Origin of the sequence: Streptomyces sp. E11-3 (assembly GCF_046540415.1) — a bacterium.
Classification (GTDB): Bacteria; Actinomycetota; Actinomycetes; order Streptomycetales; family Streptomycetaceae; genus Streptomyces.
In genome coordinates this window covers 1-22,005 of the sequence record NZ_JAZGRL010000004.1, presented here as the reverse complement: position 1 = coordinate 22,005, position 22,005 = coordinate 1, and the positions used below count along the sequence as shown (strand labels likewise).

The following is a 22,005-nucleotide window of genomic DNA, read 5'->3' as shown; positions in this document are numbered from 1 at the left end:
GTCCAGCTCTTCGCGAAGCAGACGTACGAAATCTGCTCGGGAGTTGACTCTGTTCATACCTGGACCAGCCCTTCGAAGCGGGCCGTCAGGCGCACATGCTCGGGAACCCGGGGCACCTCGGCGAGATCGTGCCGGAAGTACCGCTCGCCCCCGGCGCCAGGGGGCGGCACCTCGCAGAACCCCAGGGCGGGGTAGAGCTCCGCCGTCCGGCGGTTCTTCGCGGTGGGCAGCCGCCGGGCCCGCACCTCGCGCAGCCCCGCCTCCCTGGCGTGCTCCAGAAGCGCGGACAGACAGGCCTGCTCGATGCCCCGGCCGAAGACCCGGCAGCTCAGCAGCATGTTGTCGATGACCAGGGCGTCCCGCTCCAGGCGCAGGAAGAGCGAGCCGACCAGACCGTTGTCTCCGAACCGGTCGGCGGCACGTACCGCGATCAGCGGCTGGTCCGGGTCCTCGGCCCGCGCCTGGACCTCGGCGAGCCCGAGCCGCTGCCCGGTCAGGTTGAACTGGTTGGTGCGCAGGGTGAGCTGGGACAGCCGGGCCAGTTCGTACGGCTGTGGCGGGCTGACGTCCACGGTGACCGACAGCTCCCGCAGATAGTCCGCGAGCGATCCGGCCTGGTCCCGGTGGATCTGGCGGGCGGCCTCGGCCCGGTACTGGCCCGGCCGTTGCCGGTCCTCCTCGGTGAGTACGGGCACGTCGAACCAGCCCTCGCGCAGCAGCCGGGTGACATGCAGCGTGGGCTCGTCGTCCAGCGGCACCACCTGGACGTGCGGCAGCCGGAACCTGACCAGGGCCCGCTCGGCCGGGGTGTCGTCGGCGAACACCAGCGCGTCCACGCCGATGCCGAGCCGTTCCGCGATGTCCCGCAGGTTGCCGTCCTTGTTGCTCCAGTTCGCGTTGACGCACGCGAAGTCGTCCTCGCGCAGCACCATGTCGGGGTGTTCGCGCAGCACGTCCAGCACCGGCGCCTGGTCGTTCTTGCTGCTGATCGCCAACAGGACGCCCTGCGAGGCGAGTTGCTTCACCGTGCGCTGTACGGCGCCGAACGCCTCGCCGCGCAGCGTTCCGGCGGCGGCGACGCCCTGTGGCCCGGCGTCGCCGAGCACGCCGTCCCACAGCGTCTCGTCCAGGTCGAGTACCAGGCACTTCTTGGTCATGCCACGCAGCGCCCTGACCACATGCGCCAGCTCGCGGGCGTAGGCGGCGAACAGGGCGTCGGTGTACGGGGTCTTGAGATAGGAGGCCAGGCGCGGGTCGGCGGCCGGGCCGCCCTCGGCGATCAGCGGGTCGAGGTCGATGACCACGATCGACGAGCTGCGCTCGCCCAGTGAGAGCAGCTCGGCGTTGAACTGCCGCCAGACGGCGCCGAGGCGGGCGCGGGCGCGCAGGTCCAGTATCTGGCGCAGGCAGTTCAGGGGCAGCGGGATCGTGTTGAGTACGAGGGTGCCGGTGGCGTGCTCGGCGTAGCGGCCGGCGAGGCCGCGCAGCCGGTTCAGGGTCGCGGCGGCGATCTCCTCGACATCGGTCACCTGCCAGGGCGTGGGCAGCCGCTCGGTGATCATCTCCGGGTCCAGCAGGCAGACGGCCAGATCGGCTCCGCAGGTGAGGAAGTCGCTCTCGGTGTCGGTGAGATCGCGTTCGTACGCGCCGTGGTCGCTGATCCGCGGGCGCAGCAGCAGTCCGTGCCGGGCCAGCTCGGCGGTGAGCGGGTCGGTCAGCTGGTTCACGGTGGAGTGCCCGGTGACCGCGGCCGTGACCACGGGGGTGTCCGGGTGGTGGGCGAGCACCTCATCCGGGTCGAGTCCGGCCAGCAGCCGGCCGGCCCTGACGAGGTCGCCGGTGGCCGGTGCGGAGCGGTCCGGGGCGTCCAGCATCTCGGCGAGCAGCGGGGCCACGTCCGGGTAGTCGGCCGCCAGGCGTCCCACGGCGCGCAGCGAGCGCAGCCGCTCCATCGGTACCCAGGCCATCAGATCTTCTCCAGGGCTAGGCCGGCTTTGGTCCACTTGCTCGACTCCACCACGAGGGCGAGGGCGCGCTGGCCGGTCTCGAACTCGGGGAGCAGCCGGTGCAGTTGCAGGAACGGCAGGGCGTTGCCGGTGTTGCCGGTGTCGGCGACACAGCTGGTCTCCCGCACGCCGTCGATGGCCAGGTGGTCGACGATGCGCTGGGTCATTCGTCCGGACAGCTGCGGCGGCAGCAAGTGATCAAGACTCTCCAGGGACCAGCCGAGCCCGTCAAGGAGCTCCCACAGGATCTCCACAGACATCGGGGGAACGCTCTCCTCGACCGCCTTGTAGTCCTCGAAGAGCATCGGCCGGCCGGTCTCCTGGTCGGCGGGCCCGCGCCACTCGACGCCCTGCCCGGTGGGGCGGCCGTGGCCGGCGAACTGGTTGAGCAGGGCGCGCACGGCGATCCGCTCGCCCAGCGGTTCGGCGGTCAGGACCGCGGCTCCGGCGCCGTCGCCGAAGAGCACGTAGTTGACCAGTTCCTCGGTGGGGATGGAGCTGCCGGAGCGGCTGGGGTCCAGATGGCGGCTGGTGACGTCGCCGCCGATGACCAGTCCCGTACGGTGGCCTACGGACAGCAGGGAGCGGCCCAGGTCGAGGACCTGCAGGGCGCCGGAGCAGCCCGCCTGCAGGGCGTACACCGGCAGGTAGTTGAGCCCGAGGCGGTCGGCCACCAGGCTCGCGGTGTTCGGCAGCAGCGCGTCCGGTGTCGCGGTGCTCAGCAGCAGGAAGTCGATGTCGGACGCGTCCAGGCCGGCCGCGGCCAGCGCCCGGTCGGCCGCTTCGGCGCACAGGTCGGCGAGCGAGCACAGGACCTCACCGGTGCCGGGGTCCCGCGCGAAGTGGCGGGTACGGGTGCCGACGAACAGGTCCACCCACTCGTCGCTGACCCCGAACAGCTTGCCGAGCGTGGTGTTGTCCACCGGCGGCCCCGGCAGTGCGGTGCCGATGGAGGCGATGTGCATGGGCGCTGTCCTCATGCGGGTACTCCCTTCAGTCAGGCGGTTTCTACGGTGATCCACTCGCTCAGGAAGTCCGCCAGGGTGGCGACCGAGTGCAGAGCGGGCAGCAGTTGCTGTACCGAGACACCGCCGGCCTGCGGCAGCTGGGTCTCCAGGACGTCCTTGAGCTGCATCAGCATCACCGAGTCAAAGCCCAGGTCCTCGTAGAACCGGGCGCTGGGCACCACCCGCCCGGGGTCGTACGCGCCGACCTCGCTCACCGCGGTGAGCACGGCGGCGAGCACCGGATCGGCCGGCTTGCCCGCCGGGTCGTCCACCGTCCGCGGACGCTCGACGGACACCGGGCGGCGCCGGACGGCGGCCGGGGCGGGCTCCTTGGTCCAGAACCGGTGCGCGGTGCTGAAGGCGTAGGGGGCGAGCCGCTCCGGGACGCGCTGTTCGGGGGGATACAGCGCGTCCCAGGCGGGGTTCAGGCCGGCCCGGTACAGGGCCGCGACCAGCTCGACGAGCTCCCGGCCGCCCGCCTTCTCGCCGGGCGACGGGTGCAGCAGCTGGACGCCCGCGGGCAGTCCGGCACGCCGGGCGAGGGCGTGCAGATCCAGGCCGGGGCCGATCTCCAGAAGGTGGGTGGGGGCGACGGTCTCGGTCAGCGAGGCCAGCGCGGCGTCGAAGCGTACGGGCTGCCGCGCCTGGGCGGTCCAGTAGGCGCCGTCCAGCGGATCGTCGCCGGTCGGCCCGCCGCGCAGGGTGGAGAAGAAGGGGATACGGCTCGGCGCGGTGTCCAGGGCGCTGACCACCGCGGCGAAGCGCTCCGCCGCGGGCTCCATCAGCGCGGAGTGGAAGGCGTGCGCGACCCCGAGGTCCCGGCCGCGTACGCCGTGTTCGGCGAGGCCGTCCACCAGCCGCTCCAGGGCGGGCCTGCTGCCGGACAGCACCACGTCCCGCGGCCCGTTGAAGGCCGCGAACTCCACATCGGGTTCGGCCTCGACGAGCTCGCGCAGGGTGTCCTGACCTGCCCGTACCGCGTACATCGCGCCGCCGGACGGCAGGTACTGCATCAAGGCCCCGCGCGCGGCCACCAGCCGGGCGGCGTCCGCGAGGCTCAGCGCGCCGCCGATCACCGCGGCGGCGAACTCGCCGACCCCGTGGCCGAGCAGCGCCTCCGGCTCGATGCCCAGCTCCACCAGGGTGCGGGCCAGCGCGTAGCCGACCGCGAACAGGGCGGGCTGGGTGAAGGCGGTCTGGTGGACACGCGGGTCGGCGGCGAGTATCAGGTCGCGCACCGAGGCGCCGGTGTACGGGCTGAGCGCGGCGTCCGCCTCGTCCATGAAGTGCCGGTAGGTGGCACAGTCCTGGTACAGGCCGGCCGTCATCGCGGGGAAGTGCGAGCCCTGTCCGCTGAACAGGAACGCCACCGTGGGGGCGCTGGCGGGGCGGTCGATGACTCCGGCGCTGAGACGCTCGTCGTCGGCGGTGGCACGCAGCTGCGCGGCCAGTTCGACCGTGTCGCGGGCCACCACCGCACAGCGGTAGGGCAGCCCGGTCTTGGCCCGGTTGCTGGTCCAGCACAGGCCCGCCGAGTCGCCGCGCGGCCGTTTGCCGATCAGCTCGGCCTGGGCGATGAGGTTGCGGCGCAGCGCGTCCGGTGTGTCGGCGGTGAGCGTGAAGACCCCGGCGGCCGGGCGCTGTTCACGTACCGGGTGCAGTCGGCCGCCGCGGCCGCGCCCGGCCGCGCGGGAGCCGGTGCGGGGCGCGGAGGCGAGTACCGCGTGGGCGTTGGTGCCGCCCATGCCGAAGCTGCTCAGGCCCGCGACGACCTCGCCAGGAGGCAGTCTGAGCGGCGCCTTGAGCAGGCTGAGACCGCGCTCGCGCAGCCGTAGTTGGGGGTTCTCGCGGGAGCCGAACCGGGCGGCCGGCACCACCCGGTGCCGCAGCGCAAGCGCGACCTTGATGAGCCCGGCGATGCCCGCCGCGCCCTCGGTGTGTCCGATGTTCCCCTTCACCGAGCCGATGGCGCAGGGCTGTTCGCGCTCCACCGCGTGCACCCCGCCGAGCGCCGACGCCTCGATCATGTCGCCGAGCGCGGTGCCCGTACCGTGCGCCTCCAGGAAGCGGACCTGCTCGGGCCTGACCCCGGCGCGCCGGTAGGCGGCCTCCACGACGGCCTGCTGGGACCAGCGGTTGGGGGCCGTGATGCCATGGCTGCGGCCGTCCTGGTTGACCGCGGTGCCCCGGATGACGGCGTAGACCTGCTGCCCGTCGGCCAGTGCGTCCTCCAGCCTGCGCAGTACGACGACCCCGACGCCGTCACTGCGGACGATCCCGTCGGCCTCCGCTCCGAAGGGACGGCACCGGCCACTGGCCGATGCGACGCCCAGCTGGGTGTAGACGATGCCCAGGGCCGGGGTGAGCGCCAGGTTGACGCCCCCCGCGAGCGCCTGGTCGCACTCGCCCGCCAGCAGCGCGTTGCACGCCAGGTGGACGGCGACCAGCGAGGACGAGCAGGCCGTGTCGACGACCAGGCTGGGCCCGGTGAAGCCCAGGTGGTACGAGATCCGGTTGGCGGCCATGCCCGCGCTGCTGCCCGCGCCGAGCTGCGAGGTCACCCGCGGGTAGTCGGACAGGTGCACCTGGGCCCACTCGCTGCCCAGCGCGCCGATGAACACCCCGATGTTCTTGCGGTCCAGCTGGCCGGGCGCCTGCCCGGAGTCCTCCGTCGCGCGCCAGGCGCACTGCAGCAGCAGCCGCTGCTGCGGGTCCATGGCCGCCGCCTCACGGGGCGAGACGGCGAAGAAGTCGTTGTCGAAGCTGTCGGCGTCCTCGACGAAGCCGCCGCGGGTGATGTCGCAGCGGGCGCTGCCCGCCGTCTCGCGGGTGAAGTCGCGGGGGTCCCAGCGCTGTTCGGGGATGTCGCCCAGCGGGTCGCGGCCGTGCATCAGCAGGTCCCAGTAGGCGTCGGTCCCGCGCGCCCCAGGGAACGCGCAGTCCAGGCCGACGATGGCGATGTCGGCCATCAGCGAACTCCTTCGGTGGCAGCGGGCAACAGCGTCGTGAGATGGGCGACCAGCGCGTTCACCGTGGGGTAGTCCCAGACCAGCGTCGGGTCCACGAACAGCCGCAGCTCGTCCTCCAGGTCGCCGCAGAGGCTGAGGGCGCTCACGGAGTCCATGCCGTACTCGGCCAGCGGCACCGCCGGGTCGATCGCGGACGGCGAGCGCTCCAGGTAGGCGGCGATCCGGTCCAGCAACCAGTCGTGCAGTCGGGCGGCCTCGTCCGGGCGTACCGGGAAAGTCTTCATCAGGGCTCCTGGATAGCTCGCGGTCAGCCGGATACCGGGGAGTTGTAGAGGTCGTAGCTGCGCCGGTCGCCGAAGCGGGCCAGCACCTCGTGGTGGATGCGGGCCTCGCACTCGCGGGGCAGGTCCGGCACCCGGGCGCCGAGCGCGCGGGCCAGTCGGTGCAGCGCCGCGGCCGCCCAGGAGGGGTCGGCGAGGAACGGGTCGGGGCCCGAGCGGTTGTGCCACCACACGCCGAGTACGGCCGCCGCGGCCAGCACGCGCGTGTACCGGTCGGTCAGGGTGAAGGCGGCGGGCCCGGCCGGCCCGCCCTGGGCCCGCTCGGGCAGCGCGAGCACCCGCTCGCGCAGGTCCCGCAGCTCGCCCACAAGGACGTCGGCGAGCTGGGCGAGTACCCGCTCCACCGGTCGGCGCCGCGGGATCTGGTCGGCCACCGCGACCAGGGTCGCGCTGAGGGCGTCCTTTCCGCAGGCGACGCCGAGCCGGTCGGTTCGCAGCGGCGGCAGCGGGGCGTCGGTCTGGAACAGCTCGGCGGGCGCCTCCTTCTCGCGCAGCCAGGAGTCCCAGGCCAGCGCGCGCAGCTGCGGGATGATCGTCGCCTGGCAGGCCGCGGAACCCGCGTGCCCGAGGCTGATCACCGGCACGTCCCGCAGGTGCTTCTGGAAGACCCCGATGGTGCCGTCCCGCTCGTACAGCTTGGAGCCCAGGACGATGGACAGGTCGTACATGGTCTGGCTGAGGACCCTGGGCAGCAGGTACTTCACGGCCGACGAGTAGACGCTGGTCTGCTCCGGCAGCAGCTGGATCGCGCGGGTGGCGACGACGGCGAGGCAGTCGTAGAGCAGCAGGTCGGTGAAGGCCCCGGCGAGCGCGGAGACGGTGCGCCGCGGGTCCATGGCCTCCTGGGTGCTGCCGGGGATGTGCTCCTGGTCGAAGCGGACCGCCGTACGGAGGTTGGTGTCGACGGCGCCGACCGAGAGCGCGGACATCACGGTGCGGCTGATCTGGAAGGACCGCAGCGCGGTACGCAGCCCGCCGCCCTCCGGGCCGAGCAGCGCGGACTCGGGCGCTGGGCAGTCCTGGAACTCCAGGCCCGCCCAGCGGCAGCCGCGCAGCCCGAGCCCCGGGTTGCAGGGCAGCACCAGGGAGCGGGTCTCGGGGACCTCCTCCAGGTCGAGCAGCAGCGCGGTGTGGCTGTGCCGGCCCGGCTCGGGGCGGGTACGGCAGAACAGGGTGAGGGCGTCCGCCCGCTCCAGGTTGTTGATCATCGGCTTGGCGCCGTTCAGGACGAAGCCGCCACTCGCCCGGCGCGCGGTGATCCCGCTCCGTACGAAGTCGTTGCCGTGGGCCGTCTCATGCTGGGCGATGGCGACCCGGCCGCCGCCGAGCACCACCGAGGCGAGCCACCGCTGCTGCTCCTCGCTGCCCGCCAGCCAGACGTCGGCGGCGCCCATGAACGACATCGTTCCGTAGCCCATGCCGAGCGCGGCGTCCCGCCTGAAGACCGGGCGCATCACCCGGACCAGCGAGTCGATCGACTCGAGCCGGCCGCCGAGCCAGCGCGGAACGAACTCCGCGTGCATCCCGAAGTCGTCCAGGAGCGCCTCGCCCGGCCGTGACAGCACCGCCTGGGCGTCCGCCTTCAGCAGCGCGCGGTAGCCGACCGGGTTGTCCGGCTCGGTCGGGTCGCCGAGCCGCTCCTCCAGCAGGTCGGCACGGGCCCGCGCGGCCTCCTGGGGCTCCGTCAGGAGCTCGGGGGTGGTCACCTCTACCAGTCCCCCAGCCGCTGCAGCTCATCCGCCCGTACCAGCGCGCGGACACTCGGCTCGAGTACTTCGTACTGTCCGGTGATCTCGCCTTCCAGGAACAGCTTGCGCATCCGCGAGCGCTGGATCTTGCCGCTGGTGGTGCGCCGGACGGTGCCGGGCCGCACCAGCAGGACGTTGCCGGCCGGGATGTTGAAGTCCCTGCCGATCAGCGCCTGGATCTCGTGGGCGATATGCCGCATCTCCTCCCACTCGGTGGCGCCGGTGCGCACCTCCTGGACGATCACCAGTCGCTCGGAGCCGGTCTCCACGGTGAACGCGGCGCTGGTCCCCTGGGCGAACTCCGGGCCTAGTTCGCGTACCGCCCACTCGATGTCCTGCGGGGCCAGGTTGCGGCCGTTGAGGATGATCGTCTCCTTGAGGCGGCCCGTGATGTAGAGCTGTCCGTCGGCCACGGTGCCCAGGTCGCCGGTGCGCAGATAGCCGGTGAGCCGCTCCGCGGTGTCCCGTGCCTCAAGCGTCGCGTGGAACGTTTCGGCGCTCTCCTCGGGACAGCCCCAGTAGCCCTGGGCGACGCTGTCACTCTTGAGCCAGATCTCGCCGACGGCGTCCGGGGGCAGTTCAGCGCCGCGTACCGAGTCGACGATACGGACGTCGAAGCCGTCGGCCAGTCCGCTGCTGACGACGGTACGGCCCGGGTGTCCCGGCCGTGACGCGCGGACCGTGCCCTGCTCCAACTCCTTTGCGTCCACGACGCGTTCGGTGTGTCGCTGCCCTGCCGGGCCGCCGGAGACCATCAGGGTGGCCTCGGCCAGGCCGTAGCAGGGGAACTGGGTCTCGAGCCGCAGCCCGGCAGGGGCGAACTTCTGGGCGAAGGCCTCCAGGGTCGCGGCGCGCACCGGCTCGGCGCCGTTCAGCGCCAGCCGCCAGCTGGACAGGTCGAGTTCGGCGGCCTGGGCGTCGCTGATCCGGCGCAGGCACAGGTCGTAGCAGAAGTTGGGGCCGCCGCCGACGGTGACGCCGTACTCGCCGACGGCCTGCAGCCAGCGGATGGGCCGCTTCAGGAACGACGTGGGCGCCATCTGTACGGAGCTGCTGCCGAGCCACAGCGGATGCAGCAGATGCGCGATCAGCCCCATGTCGTGGAAGTGCGGCAGCCAGCCCCCGAACCGGTCATCGGACGTGGTGGCCATCCCCCGCCCGATCACCGCCATGTTGGCCATCAGATTGCCCTGCGAGACCATCACTCCGCGCGGGTCGGACGTCGATCCGGAGGTGTACTGGAGCAGGGCCAGGTCGTCGGGGCCGGTGCGCGGCCGCCGCCAGTCGTCGGGGTCGCCGCAGCCGGAGGTGTCAGTGGCCAGGCACACGGTGTCCTCGATGCCCGCCATGGCCAGCCACAGAGAGACGTCGGGGGCGTTGGCGGTGTCGCTGAGCACCAGCCGCGCGTCGGTGTCCTTGATGATCCCGGTCACCCGTTGCAGTTGCTGGCCGCGGCCGCCCGGCAGCGGGGCGGGCACCGCGATCGCCCCGGCGTACAGACAGCCGATGAACGCGGTGAGGAAGTCCGGGCCCGGAGGGTAGAGCAGCAGCACGGGCTGGCCCTTGGCGCCGTACTCCTGAAGCCGCGACGCGATGGTACGGGCCTGTAGATCAAGCTCCGCGTAGGTCAGTTGCTCCGGGGCCGTTCCACCGTCGGTATCGCGCAGAAAGACATGGGCGACGGTGTCGGTGAGCTCCGCCGCCCGGTCATGGACGAGATCCGTGAAGGTGGCGAGTGTCGACATCCGGGTCCCCCTCGTATCGCTGCCGGTCGATTCATGGTCGACAGCACCCCTAAAGCAGCGCTTGGACACCCGGCATCTCCACCGCGACCGGTGCGAAGCGCCTGTCCCGCTCCTACAGTGACCGTGACGGCACAGGGGGGTTGAGGCTGTATGAGGTTCCGCATACTGGGGCCGCTCGATGTCCGGGCGGACCCCGCGGACAGCGCACCGGCCACGCCCCGCGCCGCGAAGCTGCGCACGGTCCTGGCGACGCTGCTGGTGCGGGCGAACGACGTCGTCCCCTTCGACACGATCGTCGACGAGCTGTGGGGCGACAGCCCACCTCGTACGGCCACCACCACACTCCAGGTGTACGTCTCCCAACTGCGCAAACTGCTGCGCGAGTCGGACCCCGAACACGGCGGCCAGCTGATCTGCACGCACCGCCCCGGCTACACCCTCAAACTGACCCGGGACCGGATCGACACGACCGCCTTCGAGGAGCTGCACGAACGGGGCCGGCAGGCGCTGGAGCGCCGGGAGTTCGCCGCCGCGGCCGAGGCGCAGCGCCAGGCGCTGGCGGTGTGGCGCGGCGACTTCCTGGCCGACACACCCCGTGGCCCGTTGCTCGAGTCCACCGCGACACGGCTGGCCGAGCAGCGGATGGCCGCGTTCGAGCAGCGCGTACGCGCCGACCTCCAGCTGGGCCAGCACGAGAACCTGATCGGCGAGCTGCACACCTCGGTCGCCGAGCACCCGCTGCGCGAGGAGCTGCACGGCCATCTGATGGTGGCGCTGTACCGCAGCGGGCGGCAGGCCGACGCGCTGCGGGTGTTCGCAAGGGTGCGGGCGCTGCTGGTGGAGGAACTCGGCGTCGAACCGGGCGCCGCGCTACAGCGGCTGCACCAGCGGGTCCTGTCCGGCGAGAAGACCCTGCTCAGCCCGTCCTCCCGAACGGCGGCGGGCCGAGGGCACGCCACCCGCTCCATGGCACCGACGACCGACCCGGCGTTCACCGGGCGCCGGGCCGAACTGGCGCAACTGCAACGACTGTTGGTTGAACCGTCCGCCGCCGCGGCCGGGGTGATCATCTCGGGGCCCGGCGGGGTCGGCAAGAGCGCGCTGGCCGCCGAGGCGGCGCTGCGCTGCGCCGACGCCTTCCCCGACGGCCTGGTCCACCTCGATCTGCACCCCGGCCGCCCGCTCTCGCCCGCCGACGCGCTGTCCGAGCTGCGGCGCCTGGGCGGCACCCGCGACCGCCGGGTGCTGCTGCTCCTGGACGGCGCGGTATCCGACGAGCAGGTACGGGCCCTGCTGCCCACCGGCCCCGGCAGCGGCGCCCTGGTCACCATGCGCCGCACGCCGACCGGCCCAGGCGGCGCGGCGTCGCTGCCGCTGGGGCCGCTGACCGGCCCCGAGTCCCGGCACCTCATCGAGGCGGTGGCCGGGCCACAGCCGGACGACGAGGCCCTGGCCGAGATCGTCACCGCCTGCGGCCGACTGCCGCTGCTGCTGCGAGCGGTGGCCACCCGGATGGCCACCCGGCCGCGCTGGTCGGCACGACGGGTCGCGGATCGCCTGCGGGACGAACAGGCCTGGGCACTCACCCTGCGCATCGGCGAACTGGACGTACCAGAACGCTTGTTGGCCGCCTACCGGACAGCTCCGGACGAGACACGACGCGCCTTCCGACTGCTGGCACTGCTCCCCGCCGAGCACTTCCCGCTGTGGGCCGCGGCGGCCGTACTCGACGTACCGCAGGCGGTGGCCGAGTCTGTGGTGGAGGACCTGGTGGCGGAGCGCCTCCTGGAGACGGCCGACGACGACGCGTCATCGGGTCCGGTGCGCTACCGGTTCGACGCGCTGCTGCGACCGCTGGCCGCGCGCACTCTGGCGGCGGAGGAGGACCCGGCCGAGGCGCACGCGGCTACCGGCCGGATGTGCGCGGCGTACGCGGCGGCGGTCGAGGCGGCCGGGGAGCACCGGCACGCCTGGTTCGCGGCCGAGCGGTCCGGGCTCGCGGAGGTGGTGGCGACCGCGCATCGGGCGCGGTTGTGGGAGCCGTTGCTGCGGTTGGTGTGCGGCACGAGTCGGGAGTTCGAGGCGGCGGCCGCGTGGGAGGGCTGGGCGGCGACCCATCGCCCCGCGCTTGGCGCCGCGCGCCGTCTCGGCGATCCGGCCGCGCAGGCGCGTGTGCTGTGCTCCTTGGGTGACCTCTGCTGGCAGCAGGGGGAGTTGGGACGGGCCCGGAGCCGCTACGACCAGGCCCGTGCCCTCGCCGACCAGGCGGGCTCTTCGCGTCTTTCGGCTCGCGCCCGCGTGGGGCTCGCCGATGTCGCCCTGGAGCGGGGCGCGGTGGACGACGCGGGCCGGCTCCTTGCGTCGGCCCTGGCCGAGCTGTCCGCGCCGGGCGCGGAGCGGGTGCGCTTTGACGCGTTGCGCGCGCTGGCGGTGACGGCGCTGGCGTCGGGCCGCGCTGGCGAGGCCCGCGGTCTGTTCGCCCAGTGCGCGGACCTGGCCGCCGGCCTCCGCGACCGGCGTCTCGGCGCGTACGCCCGCCGGGCCGCGCGGCAGGCCGGCGCCCACGGCGTCGAGCTCCGCCCCGGCGTATGGCGCCTGACCACACCGCGCGCGGCCTGACACCCGCGGCGCGGGCGGCTGAGGGTGGTGCCGGTGCCCCGTGCCGGGTGAGGGTGTTGCCCTCGGGCTTGTGTGCCCGGCACCCCGTGCCCGGGGAGGGTGTTGCCCTTCGGGCTTGCGTTCACGGTGGCCCGTGGCGAGGGGTTGTGCCCACCCGTTCCGCCCTGCGGAACGATTGCCCACAACAGGTAGACGCCCAACCGGCGTGAGGGGGCACGGTGGGGGGTGCGCGCAGCGCCAACGACCACCACACCACCGGGGACCAGGTCCGCACCGGACGACCCCGACCAGCGCGAGCACGCACCCCACCGTGCCCCTGACCCACAACCGGACCGAGCGCACGACCACGGCCGGAGCACGTGCCCCCCACCCGCAACCGGACCGAGCGCACCACCGCGGTGAATCAGTGCGCGCCCCGGACTGCGGACGCGGGGCGGTCGGGGTCTGGGGTGGGGAGGATTTGGCGGGGGCCGATCAGCGGGTGGCCCGGGCGCTTCCACTCGCGGGGGTAGCCGACCGACACCTCCTCGAAGCGGACGCCGTCGTACCAGGTGGTGCGGGGGATATGCAGATGCCCGTAGACCATGACCTGGACCGGGAACCGGGTATGCCAGTCGGCCGTCAGCTCGGTGCCGCACCACTGGGCGAACTCCGGGTAGCGCAGAATCCGCGTCGGATGCCGCACCAGGGGATAGTGGTTGACCAGGATGAGCGGCAGGTCCGGGTCGCACTCAAGGAGCCGCGTCTCGGTCTCCTTGACCCGGGCCCGGCACCACGCGTCACGCGTGGGATGCGGGTCGGGGTGCAGCAGGAACTCGTCGCTGCACACGATCCCGGACTCATAGGCCCGGTCAAGGGACTCCTGCTTGCTGCCGACCGTCTCGGTCCGGAAGCTGTAGTCGTAGAGCAGGAACAGCGGCGCCACGACGGCCGGCCCGCCGGGCCCCGTCCACACCGGGTACGGGTCCTCAGGGGTGGCCACATCCGCCGAACGGCACAGGCTCACCAGGTGCTGGTACCGCTCCTCGCCCCGCAGCCCGACCGAGTCGGCGCGCGGCGTCCACAGCTCGTGGTTACCCGGCGCCCACACCACCTTGGCGTAGCGCCGGCTGAGCACATCCAGCGCCCACTCGACGTCCGCGACCATCTCCCCCACGTCACCGGCGATGATCAGCCAGTCGTCATCCGACTCCGGATGCAGACTCTCGACGAGCGTCCGGTTCTCCGAGAACGCGACATGCAGGTCACTGATGGCCCAGAGCTTCCCATCCGGCATAGAGCGAACGTAGTGGGTCCTATGCCGCTGGAAAACCCCTAACTTCGCCGACACCTCGCCGACCGCCCCCGGAAAGCAGCTCGCCAGCCCGCTGGGCGAGCACCGGCCGGTCGATCTTGCGGTTGGAGTTGAGCGGGAACCGCTCCACATGCTCGTAGTGCCGAGGCAGCATGCCCTTGGGCAGGACGTCCCGCAGTTCCCGGGCGAGCCGGGCCGGCGCGATGGCGACCCCGGTGTAGAAGACGACGAGCACCGTACTCCCGTCCACCGGCCTGGCCACGGTGACCACGTCCTCTACGCCGTCGCAGGAGCGCAGCGCGTGGTCGATCTCGGCCAGCTCGACCCGCCAACCCTGCACCTGCACCTGGGAGTCCAGGCGGCCGAGGTACACCAGCTCCCCATCGGGCAGCCGCCGCACCCGGTCCCCGGTGCGGTACCAGACCCGCCCGTCGCGCTCCACGAACCGACCCCGGTTGTCCTCGGGGTCGAGATACCCGGTGGCCATCTGCGCTCCGGTGATGAGCAGTTCACCCTCCTCCCGCACCTCCACCCCGTCCTCGTCGAGCAGGACGTGATCGTGGCCCTGGTGCACCTGGCCGATCGGAACCATCCCGTTGACGGCACGCTCCGGTGAGGTCGCGGGGTCCCAGCGGTGCCCGGTGATGGTGACGGTGAGTTCGGTCGGCCCGTAGATGTTCTCCAGCGTGGAACCGGGAGCGGCGGCCTGCCACTCCACGGCGTCCTGGCAGCGCAGCGCCTCACCCGCGAAGAAGCTCCAGCGCAGGGTCGACAGGGCGGCGGGGGTGAGACCGCCCATCCGGCGTACGAGGGTGATCGCGCTCGGCGTGGAGAACCACACGGTGACACCGCGGTCGGCGAGGAATGAGGGCAGCTCCCGATACGCGCCAGGCGGGACCACCTCGACCACGCCCCCAGAGCCCCAGGCGCAGAACAGATCGAACATCGCGCAGTCGAAGTTCAGGTCGAAGGTCTGCGAGAAGACGTCGTCCGGGGTGAAGTCATAGCGCTCATCAAGGAGTTCGAAGTAGTGACAGGTGCTGCCATGGCTGATCGGCACCCCCTTGGGCCGCCCCGTGGACCCGGAGGTGAACAGCATGTACGCGACGTCGGACGGGCTCACCGGTCGCGGCTCGGCCAGCGCCTGCGCCTGCGCCTGCGCCTGCGCGGAGTCGGGATCGGGATCGGCCTCAACAACCGGCACATCCAGCGCGTCGCCGAGCACCTCGGCAAGCACCGCACGCCCCCGCGCGTCGGCGATCAGCGCCGCCACACCGGAGAGTTCCAGCATCCGCCGCGTGCGGCCCGCGGGAAAGTCGGGGTGCAGCGGCACCACCGTGGCGCCCGCGTAGAGCCCGGCCAGGATGCCCGCGTAGGCCGTCACGCTCTTGTCCGCCAGGACGCCGACCACCTTCGCGGAGTGCGTGGAGTGCAGCGCCCCGGCCAGCGCCAGCGCCCGCTCGTGCAGCGCCCGGTAGCTGACGGACTCGGCGCCGACCCGCAGGGCCGGGCGGTCCGGGGACAGGGCGAGTCCGCGAAGGAAGCGCTCGTACAGGGCGTGTTGCTTCTTCTCGGTCATGACTTTCTCCTCGGACCTGCCCGCCGCCGAAAGGAGGAAGGCGGAAAAACAGAAAGATAGGGGGGCGGAACGGGTTGTCAGGGGCAGTTCCCACTCATAGCGTCACATTCCTGGGAACTGACGACCAGCACAGTGGAAAGGGTGGGGTCACCATGGCCTGGGACCAGCAGTTTGAGGAAACACTCCGGGAGTACCTGCCGTTCCTCGCGGCCGATGAACAGCTCAGCCCCGACACGAATATGCGTGACATGGGCCTGGACTCACTCGGCACGGTGGAATTGATGGGTTCTCTGGAGAACACCTACGACGTCCGTTTCGTCGACGACGCTCTCAACCTGGACACCTTCGCCACTCCGGCGGTCCTCTGGGAGGCGCTCTCGAAGATGTTCGAGACAACCGGCAGCTAGCCGACCGGCAGCCAAGCGGGAGAGCCAGGTCGCAGACATGGCCGCGGCCGCCCGGGAGTTCCTCTCAGGCGACCGCGGCCACTGTCGTGGCCATCGCCCTGCGCCGCGGCCGCATGGCCAGCCGCGGATTGACCGGCACCACATCGAAGTTCTTGGCCGCCACGGCCACCCGCCCGAACAGCGCATCCTGCCCCGCTACATAGAGCTTCCCGACCCCGCCGCCACGCAGCGCGGCCAGGGCGCTCGGCCAGTGGACCGGCCGGACGCAGCCGTCCAGGAGCATCTCGCGCACCGCGTCACCGGTGGTGAGCAGCGCCCCGTCGTGGTCGGCGACCACGGGCAGGTGAGGGTCGTGGAACTCCAGCTCCGCGAAGACCTCGGCCTCGGCCCGCTGCCGCAGTCCCGCGAAGGCAGCCGCGTGCAGCGGCGGCTCCATCACGTACAACGGCAGTCCGCCCGCGGCCCGCAGCCGCCGCTGCAGCCACTCCAGCTTCGTGTGGCGCAGGGTGAGCATCGCGAAGTCCTCGTCCACGACACAGGTGATCTCGTGCCACTCCCCCTGCTCGGTGAGCTCGCCGCGTATCTCGTCCAGCCTGTCCCGTGACGTACGGGCGAAGGACTGGGTGGCGACCCGTTCGGGGTGGTCCTCGGCGAAGTACGCGTCCAGGCACCGCGCGAACGACGCGGTGAGCCGGACCCCGTCGGCGAACGACAGCGCCCCGGAGTGCACCGCGGCGGCCTTTCCGCCGAAGCTCGGCCCGGTGCAGTAGCCGGGCTCGGCCCCGAGCGTCCGCTCGGCCCACCGTGCGAGCGCGAGGCAGTTCACCATAAAGGCGACCTGGGCGTATTCCGAGTAGTCGCCTTCGGTCTCCTGGAAACGGTCGAAGAGCGCATACCCGAGTGCGTCGTCGGCTTCCGCTACAAGCGTCCTGGCAACGGGATTCACCAGCATGAACTTGGCCACTTCGGCGAACGGCGCTGGCCCCATTCCGGGAAACACCAGTGCGCTGCCGGTCCGGTTCTCAGTCTCCATGACTCCCAGTCTGTCGCTGGGCCATCCCGCCAAGTACCCCTAGCTACCCCTTAGAGGCTTTAGAAGCCTTAGAGGCTCTTGAGATATTCGGTCATGACCTCGCGAAAACGCTCCGGCTCCTCCAGATGCGGCAGATGGCTCGACTCCTCGAAGATCACCCAGCGGGCATCGGGAATGAGGTCCTGGTACGGCTGCACGGTCTTGGGCGTCGCCTCGTCGTACCGCCCGGAGATGATCAGCGTGGGAACCGCGATATCGGCAATGCAGTCCTCCACACCCCAGTCGCGGAGCGTGCCGACCACATGGAACTCGCTCGGCCCGTTCATCGCGTAGTACACGGTCGGATCGTTGTAGACCTCGTAGAACGACGCCTGGTACTCGCGCGGCCACGGTTTGAGACGGCAGACATGCCGCTCGTAGAACGGCGTCATGGCCTCGTAGTACTCCTCGCTGCTCGTCGTCCCGGCGGCCTCGTGACGCAGCAGCGTCTCGTTGACCCCGGGCGGCAGCTGCGCCCGTAGGACGTCCATCTCCTGGAGCCACAGCGGGTACGAGGCCGGGGCGTTGGCGATGACGAGACCGCGCAGCCCGGCCGGCCGGGCCGCGGCGTGCTTGGCGGCCAGCAGACCGCCCCACGACTGCCCGAACAGTACGTAGTCATCCGCGATGTCCAGGGACTCGAGCAGTTGGTCCAGCTCGTCGAGGAAGAGCTGGACGGTCCAGAAGTCCGCGTCGCGCTCGGGCAGATGGGTGGAGCCGCCGTTGCCGAGCTGGTCGTAGTGCACGACCGGCCAGCCGTCCCCGGCGAGTTGGGTGAGCGGGAGCAGATAGTCGTGCGTGCTCCCCGGCCCTCCGTGTATCACCACCACGGCCGGCTGGTTGCCGCCGCGGTCCCCGGTGACGCGGTACCACGTGCGGTACTCACCGAACGGGACAGTCCCCTTGGCGCTGGGAGCCACAGCCATTTCTCTCACCTCTCGTCCGGCAGAACTCCTCCCGAAACTAGCCACGGACCGGGCGCGCCCCACCCCCTATTCCCCCCTGAACATCACGCGCCGCCCCGGATATCCGGCACCCTTTAGCAGCAATTAAGCCAGCGCCCGACAATCGCCAGGGAATACACCGCCGTACGATCCGGGCCGTTCCCGACAGCGGTGGCAACAATCTGCACGGCAACAACTACAGCTGCGCCACCCGAAGACCTGACGCGGTCACCGCGGTTAGCTGGGAGTGGGGCAGCTCTGCCGTGTAACCCCCAGTCGACGGATACGGAGAAGACATGGCAGCAGCACCCAGGGAGCCTTCGGACAATCCGTGGATCAGGCGGTTCCACCCGGCTCCGGCAGCGTCCAGCAGATTGGTGTGCTTTCCGCACGCGGGAGGCTCGGCCTCGTTCTACTTCCCCGTGTCCCGCGCCCTGTCGCCTGATGTGGAGGTACTGGCGATCCAGTACCCCGGGCGCCAGGACCGCCGCTCAGAGCCCTGCGTCGACAGCATCGAAGCACTCGCCGACGCGGTGCAGGACCAGTTGCCCCAGTGGTTCGACCGGCCGGTGTTCTTCTTCGGGCACAGCATGGGCGCGACGCTGGCGTTCGAGACCGCCAGGCGGCTGGAGGGCCGCGCGGTACGACCGGCCGGGCTCTTCGTCTCCGGCCGACGGGCGCCGTCCCGGCACCGCGACGAACGCGTTCACCAGCACAGCGACGACCAACTGCTCGCGGACATCAAGCGGCTGAGCGGCACCGACTCGCAGGTCCTGGACGACCCCGAGCTGATGCGCTCCGTCCTGCCGGCCGTACGCAGCGACTACAAGGCGGCGGAGACCTACCGGTACCAACCAGGTCCCGCACTCAGCTGTCCGGTATTCGCCTTCACCGGCGACAGCGACCCGCAAGTGACGCTCGAGGAGGCACGTTCCTGGAGCGAACACACCGAAGCGCCCTTCGAACTCAAGGCTTTCCCCGGCGGGCACTTCTATCTCAACTCCCAGGCCACTGCCGTCATTGGCGCCATTCGATCCCGCATATCGAGCCTCAGGTCGACGAGCGAACTCGCTCAGACGAGCGAACTCGTTCAACCGAAATGAGGACGGCCCGACCGCTCCCGCCGCCCTTACCTATGACGAAGGAACGATGCAATGACGCAGACCGGTAACCTGGCCGGACGCAAGGAGTGGACAGCACTCTTCGTGCTGCTGCTGCCCCTGCTTCTGGTGTCCATGGACATCTCGGTGCTGTTCTTCGCCACGCCCGCCATCGCCGCGGACCTCGCGCCATCGAGCACACAGCAGCTGTGGATCTTCGACGCGTACGGTTTCGTCCTCGCCGGCCTGCTCATCACCATGGGCTCACTGGGCGACCGAATCGGACGCCGCAAGCTGCTGCTCTTCGGCGCCGGGATCTTCGGCATCGCCTCCCTGATGGCCGCGTTCGCCGACAACCCCGAGATGCTGATCGCCGGACGCGTGCTGCTCGGTGTCGGCGGCGCGGCTCTGTTGCCGTCGACGCTGGCCCTCATCCGCAACCTCTTCCAGGACGACAAGCAGCGCGCCAAGGCCGTCGCCGCCTGGTCCGGCGCGATGACCAGCGGTGCGGCCCTGGGCCCCGTGCTGTGCGGCGTCATGCTGAACTACTTCTGGTGGGGTTCGGTCTTCCTGATCAACATCCCGGTCATGGTCGCGCTGCTGGTGCTGGCGCCCGTACTGGTCCCCGAGTACAAGCACCCGCAACCCGGGCGGTACGACCTGGCCGGTGCCCTCCTGCTGTTCGCCGCGATGCTCCCGATCATCTGGGGCATCAAGGACAGCTCCGCGAACGGCGCCGGGGCGGTCCCGACCGCGGGCATCGTGCTGGGTGCCGTAGCCGCGCTCCTCTTCGTCCGGCGCCAGGCCACGGTGGCCGAGCCGATGATCGACCTGAAGCTGTTCCGGCACCGTGCCTTCAGCGGGTCGATCGCGCTGAGCGTGGTCGCCAAGTGGGCGATGATCGGCATCTCCGTCTTCAGTACGCAGTATCTGATCCTGGTCATCGGCATGACCCCGCTCAAGGCCGCCCTGTGGAGCCTGCTGCCGATCATCCCGATCTTCGTGGCGATCTCCGTGGCCACCGTGCTCTCCCACAAGATCGACCGCGCCTACATCGTCTGCGGCGGATTCCTGCTGATGGCCGGCGGCCTGCTGGTCGTGACCCAGGCCAAGGCCGACTCGGGCCTGTGGGTCATCCTGGTCGGCACGGCCGCCATCGGCGCCGGTATCGCGACGGTGGTGCCGCTGCTCACGGACATGGTCATCACGTCCGCCCCGCCGGAGAAGGCCGGCGCCGCCTCGGCGACGCTGGAGACCGGGCAGGAGTTCGGCGCCGCCCTGGGCATGGCCGCACTGGGCACCATCGGACTGGCCGTCTACCGCGGTTCCGTCGAGGACAAGATGCCCGCCGACGTACCGCCCGCCGCGCTGGAGGCGGTACGCGAGACCATGGCCGGGGCCGCCGCCACGGCCGCCCAACTCCCGGGGGAGCTCGGGACGTCCGTACTGCAGGGCGCGCGCGTGGCGTTCTCCAGCGGCATGCACACCGCCGCGCTCGTCGCCGCCTGCCTGGTGATCCTCTCGGCTGGCGCGGCGCTGACGGTCCTGCGCGGCCTCAAGCGGCCCTCGGAGATCGCCGCGGAGGCGGCCGCCGCGAAGGAGGCGGCCGCTGCGGCACCGGTTCCCGGCGAGCCGGTCACGGTGGCCGCGGTCGCCCCGGAGGCGCTCCCGGGGGTCGGGGCGGGCATTCCCGCAGCAAGCGATCGCTGACCCCAGGCCACCAGCAAAGCTGACCTCAGGCCACCAGCAACAGGTGCTCTGTCCCGCGGACCGCGGGACAGAGCACCTTTCGTTTGCCGTCCGGTTTCGCTTGCCATCCGGCGGGGACGCGTCCAGGCCAGGCCCCGCGACACGAAGAGGGCGGTGTCCGGACCAGGGTCCGGGCACCGCCCTCAGTGCTGCCGCACGCTCACTCCAACTCGGCGAGCCACTCCTTGACGATCCCCGTCGTCGTGTCGGCGCGGTCCTCCACGATGGTGAAGTGGGTACCGGGCGCCGTCCTGACCGTGTGCGCGGGGTCCCAGGCGGTGGCCTGCCATCCGTCCGGGTCCTGCGGGTTTCCGCCGCTGCCCTCGAATGGCTCCTCGGCCCGTACGAAGAGGACCGGAGCCGTCACCGGACCAAGGTCGAAGGTGTGCTGCAGATCGGCGTACCGGGCCATCGCGGTGAGCCGTGCGCTGTCGAACTGGCCGAACATGGACTCGCGTTCCAGCAGCCCGTAGGCCAGACCGTTGAAGACCTGGGACATCGCGCCACCACCCGCCTCGGATACCTGATAGGTGTCCAGCAGAACGACCCCGGCCGGACGTACGCCATGGACCTGCTCGAGATGGCGGGCCGTGGAGTACCCGAGGGTGCCACCGGACGAGTAGCCGAGCAGCACGAACGGCTCGTCCTCGGCCGCCAGCAGCACACTCCGCGCCATCACCTCGACCGCGGCCTCAGCAGTGGCGGGAAGGCTCTCACCCAGGGCGAAGCCGGGGGTCGGCAGGCCCGAGATGTGGTGGGAGCCCTGGAAGTTGGCGACCAGCCGGGCGTGCTGATGGACGCCACCTGTCGCCATCGGTGTGCTGAAACAGATCAGCCGCGGTGTCCGCGTCCCGGAGGCCAGCCGCACCGGCTCGGGTACCCGGTCGACCTCGGCGGCCGAGGTGAACCGGGGGCGGATGTCGGCGACGCTCCGCAGCAGGGTCAGGCCCTTCTGCACCTCGTTGGAGGTAACCGCCATCCGGAAGAAGTCGCTGAGTGTCTCCGCGCCGGGCGTCGACTGCCGCGCCGGGGCCGCATCCCCGTTCACCGGGGCGGCGGTGGCCAGTTCGTCCGTGAGATACGCGGCGAGCCCCAACGGGTTCTTGTTGTCGAACACCACCAGCGGGGGCAGGCTCACGCCCAGGGCGGCGGCGAGCTCCTTGCGCAGCTCCATCGCACTGAGTGAGTCGAAACCGGCTTCGAGGAAATCACGTTCGGGGTCGATGTCCTCGGGCCCGCTGTGCCCGAGTATCACGGCCGCGTGCCGCACGACGATCTCCAGCAGCGCCTGCTCCCGCTCGGCTGCCGCCAGTTCGGCAAGGCGCTGCCGCAGCGCACCCGCATCGGGTCCCTTGGCCTCACTTCGGCGAGTCCGTCGGTGGGGGGTGCGGGTGAGGTCGTGCAGCAGCTGCGGCAGCTGATCGG

15 protein-coding genes are annotated in these 22,005 nt (G+C 71.3%); 4 read left to right on the top strand and 11 right to left on the bottom strand.

Annotated features, from left to right (window positions below):
• Window positions 1–53 precede the first annotated feature (53 nt).
• Genes U9R90_RS33700 through U9R90_RS33675 form a run of 6 tightly spaced genes read right to left on the bottom strand, consistent with a single transcriptional unit; the run spans window position 54 to window position 9,816 of the window.
• Entirely contained in the window at window positions 54–1,967 is a 1,914-nt protein-coding gene (locus U9R90_RS33700) for an HAD-IIIC family phosphatase (protein WP_411061056.1), read from the bottom strand.
• Window positions 1,967–2,986 carry a 3-oxoacyl-ACP synthase gene (locus tag U9R90_RS33695; RefSeq protein ID WP_411061054.1) on the bottom strand — a complete coding sequence of 340 codons (1,020 nt, stop codon included), beginning with the start codon at window positions 2,984–2,986 and terminating at the stop codon, window positions 1,967–1,969. The genes U9R90_RS33700 and U9R90_RS33695 overlap by 1 nt, the downstream gene beginning before the upstream one ends.
• Window positions 2,987–3,003: 17 nt before the next feature.
• On the bottom strand, window positions 3,004–5,982 hold the full coding sequence (locus tag U9R90_RS33690) for a type I polyketide synthase (RefSeq protein ID WP_411061053.1): 2,979 nt from the start codon (window positions 5,980–5,982) through the stop codon (window positions 3,004–3,006).
• Window positions 5,982–6,266, bottom strand: a complete 285-nt coding sequence (locus U9R90_RS33685) for an acyl carrier protein (protein WP_411061052.1) — start codon at window positions 6,264–6,266, stop codon at window positions 5,982–5,984. Before U9R90_RS33685 ends, U9R90_RS33690 begins: the two co-directional genes overlap by 1 nt.
• 23 nt (window positions 6,267–6,289) lie before the next feature.
• Complete coding sequence (locus U9R90_RS33680) at window positions 6,290–8,029, bottom strand: acyl-CoA dehydrogenase (protein WP_411061050.1); 1,740 nt, start codon at window positions 8,027–8,029, stop codon at window positions 6,290–6,292.
• Window positions 8,030–8,031: 2 nt separating this feature from the next.
• Entirely contained in the window at window positions 8,032–9,816 is a 1,785-nt protein-coding gene (locus U9R90_RS33675) for a fatty acyl-AMP ligase (protein ID WP_411061048.1), read from the bottom strand.
• A 150-nt stretch (window positions 9,817–9,966) separates the two neighbouring features.
• On the opposite strand from U9R90_RS33675, the gene U9R90_RS33670 reads away from it, so the two are divergent.
• The gene (locus tag U9R90_RS33670; RefSeq protein ID WP_411061046.1) at window positions 9,967–12,435 is read left to right on the top strand and encodes a BTAD domain-containing putative transcriptional regulator; all 2,469 of its coding nucleotides are present in this window, start codon (window positions 9,967–9,969) and stop codon (window positions 12,433–12,435) included.
• Window positions 12,436–12,838: 403 nt separating this feature from the next.
• On the opposite strand, the gene U9R90_RS33665 is transcribed toward U9R90_RS33670, so the two are convergent.
• Both U9R90_RS33665 and U9R90_RS33660 read right to left on the bottom strand, forming a co-directional pair.
• Window positions 12,839–13,711 carry a metallophosphoesterase family protein gene (locus tag U9R90_RS33665; RefSeq protein WP_411061044.1) on the bottom strand — a complete coding sequence of 291 codons (873 nt, stop codon included), beginning with the start codon at window positions 13,709–13,711 and terminating at the stop codon, window positions 12,839–12,841.
• Window positions 13,712–13,730: 19 nt separating this feature from the next.
• Window positions 13,731–15,308, bottom strand: coding sequence for an amino acid adenylation domain-containing protein (locus tag U9R90_RS33660; RefSeq protein ID WP_411061042.1), 1,578 nt, complete (start codon window positions 15,306–15,308; stop codon window positions 13,731–13,733).
• A 152-nt stretch (window positions 15,309–15,460) separates the two neighbouring features.
• Between U9R90_RS33660 and U9R90_RS33655 the strand changes: the two genes are divergently transcribed.
• A complete protein-coding gene (locus U9R90_RS33655) occupies window positions 15,461–15,715 on the top strand; it encodes an acyl carrier protein (RefSeq protein WP_411061040.1) in 255 nt (84 codons plus the stop codon).
• A 64-nt stretch (window positions 15,716–15,779) separates the two neighbouring features.
• Here the strand turns inward: U9R90_RS33655 and U9R90_RS33650 are convergent, their stop codons facing one another.
• Both U9R90_RS33650 and U9R90_RS33645 read right to left on the bottom strand, forming a co-directional pair.
• Complete coding sequence (locus U9R90_RS33650; protein ID WP_411061038.1) at window positions 15,780–16,748, bottom strand: ACP S-malonyltransferase; 969 nt, start codon at window positions 16,746–16,748, stop codon at window positions 15,780–15,782.
• A gap of 68 nt (window positions 16,749–16,816) precedes the next feature.
• The gene (locus U9R90_RS33645) at window positions 16,817–17,713 is read right to left on the bottom strand and encodes a proline iminopeptidase-family hydrolase (protein ID WP_411061036.1); all 897 of its coding nucleotides are present in this window, start codon (window positions 17,711–17,713) and stop codon (window positions 16,817–16,819) included.
• Window positions 17,714–18,027: 314 nt separating this feature from the next.
• On the opposite strand from U9R90_RS33645, the gene U9R90_RS33640 reads away from it, so the two are divergent.
• Together U9R90_RS33640 and U9R90_RS33635 are read left to right on the top strand one after the other, a co-directional pair.
• Entirely contained in the window at window positions 18,028–18,834 is an 807-nt protein-coding gene (locus tag U9R90_RS33640) for a thioesterase II family protein (RefSeq protein WP_411061034.1), read from the top strand.
• A gap of 51 nt (window positions 18,835–18,885) precedes the next feature.
• Window positions 18,886–20,541 carry an MFS transporter gene (locus U9R90_RS33635; protein ID WP_411061032.1) on the top strand — a complete coding sequence of 552 codons (1,656 nt, stop codon included), beginning with the start codon at window positions 18,886–18,888 and terminating at the stop codon, window positions 20,539–20,541.
• 199 nt (window positions 20,542–20,740) lie between these two features.
• Here U9R90_RS33635 and U9R90_RS33630 read toward each other — a convergent pair.
• On the bottom strand, window positions 20,741–22,005 hold a 1,265-nt coding region (locus tag U9R90_RS33630; RefSeq protein ID WP_411061030.1), incomplete at its 5' end, for a thioesterase domain-containing protein.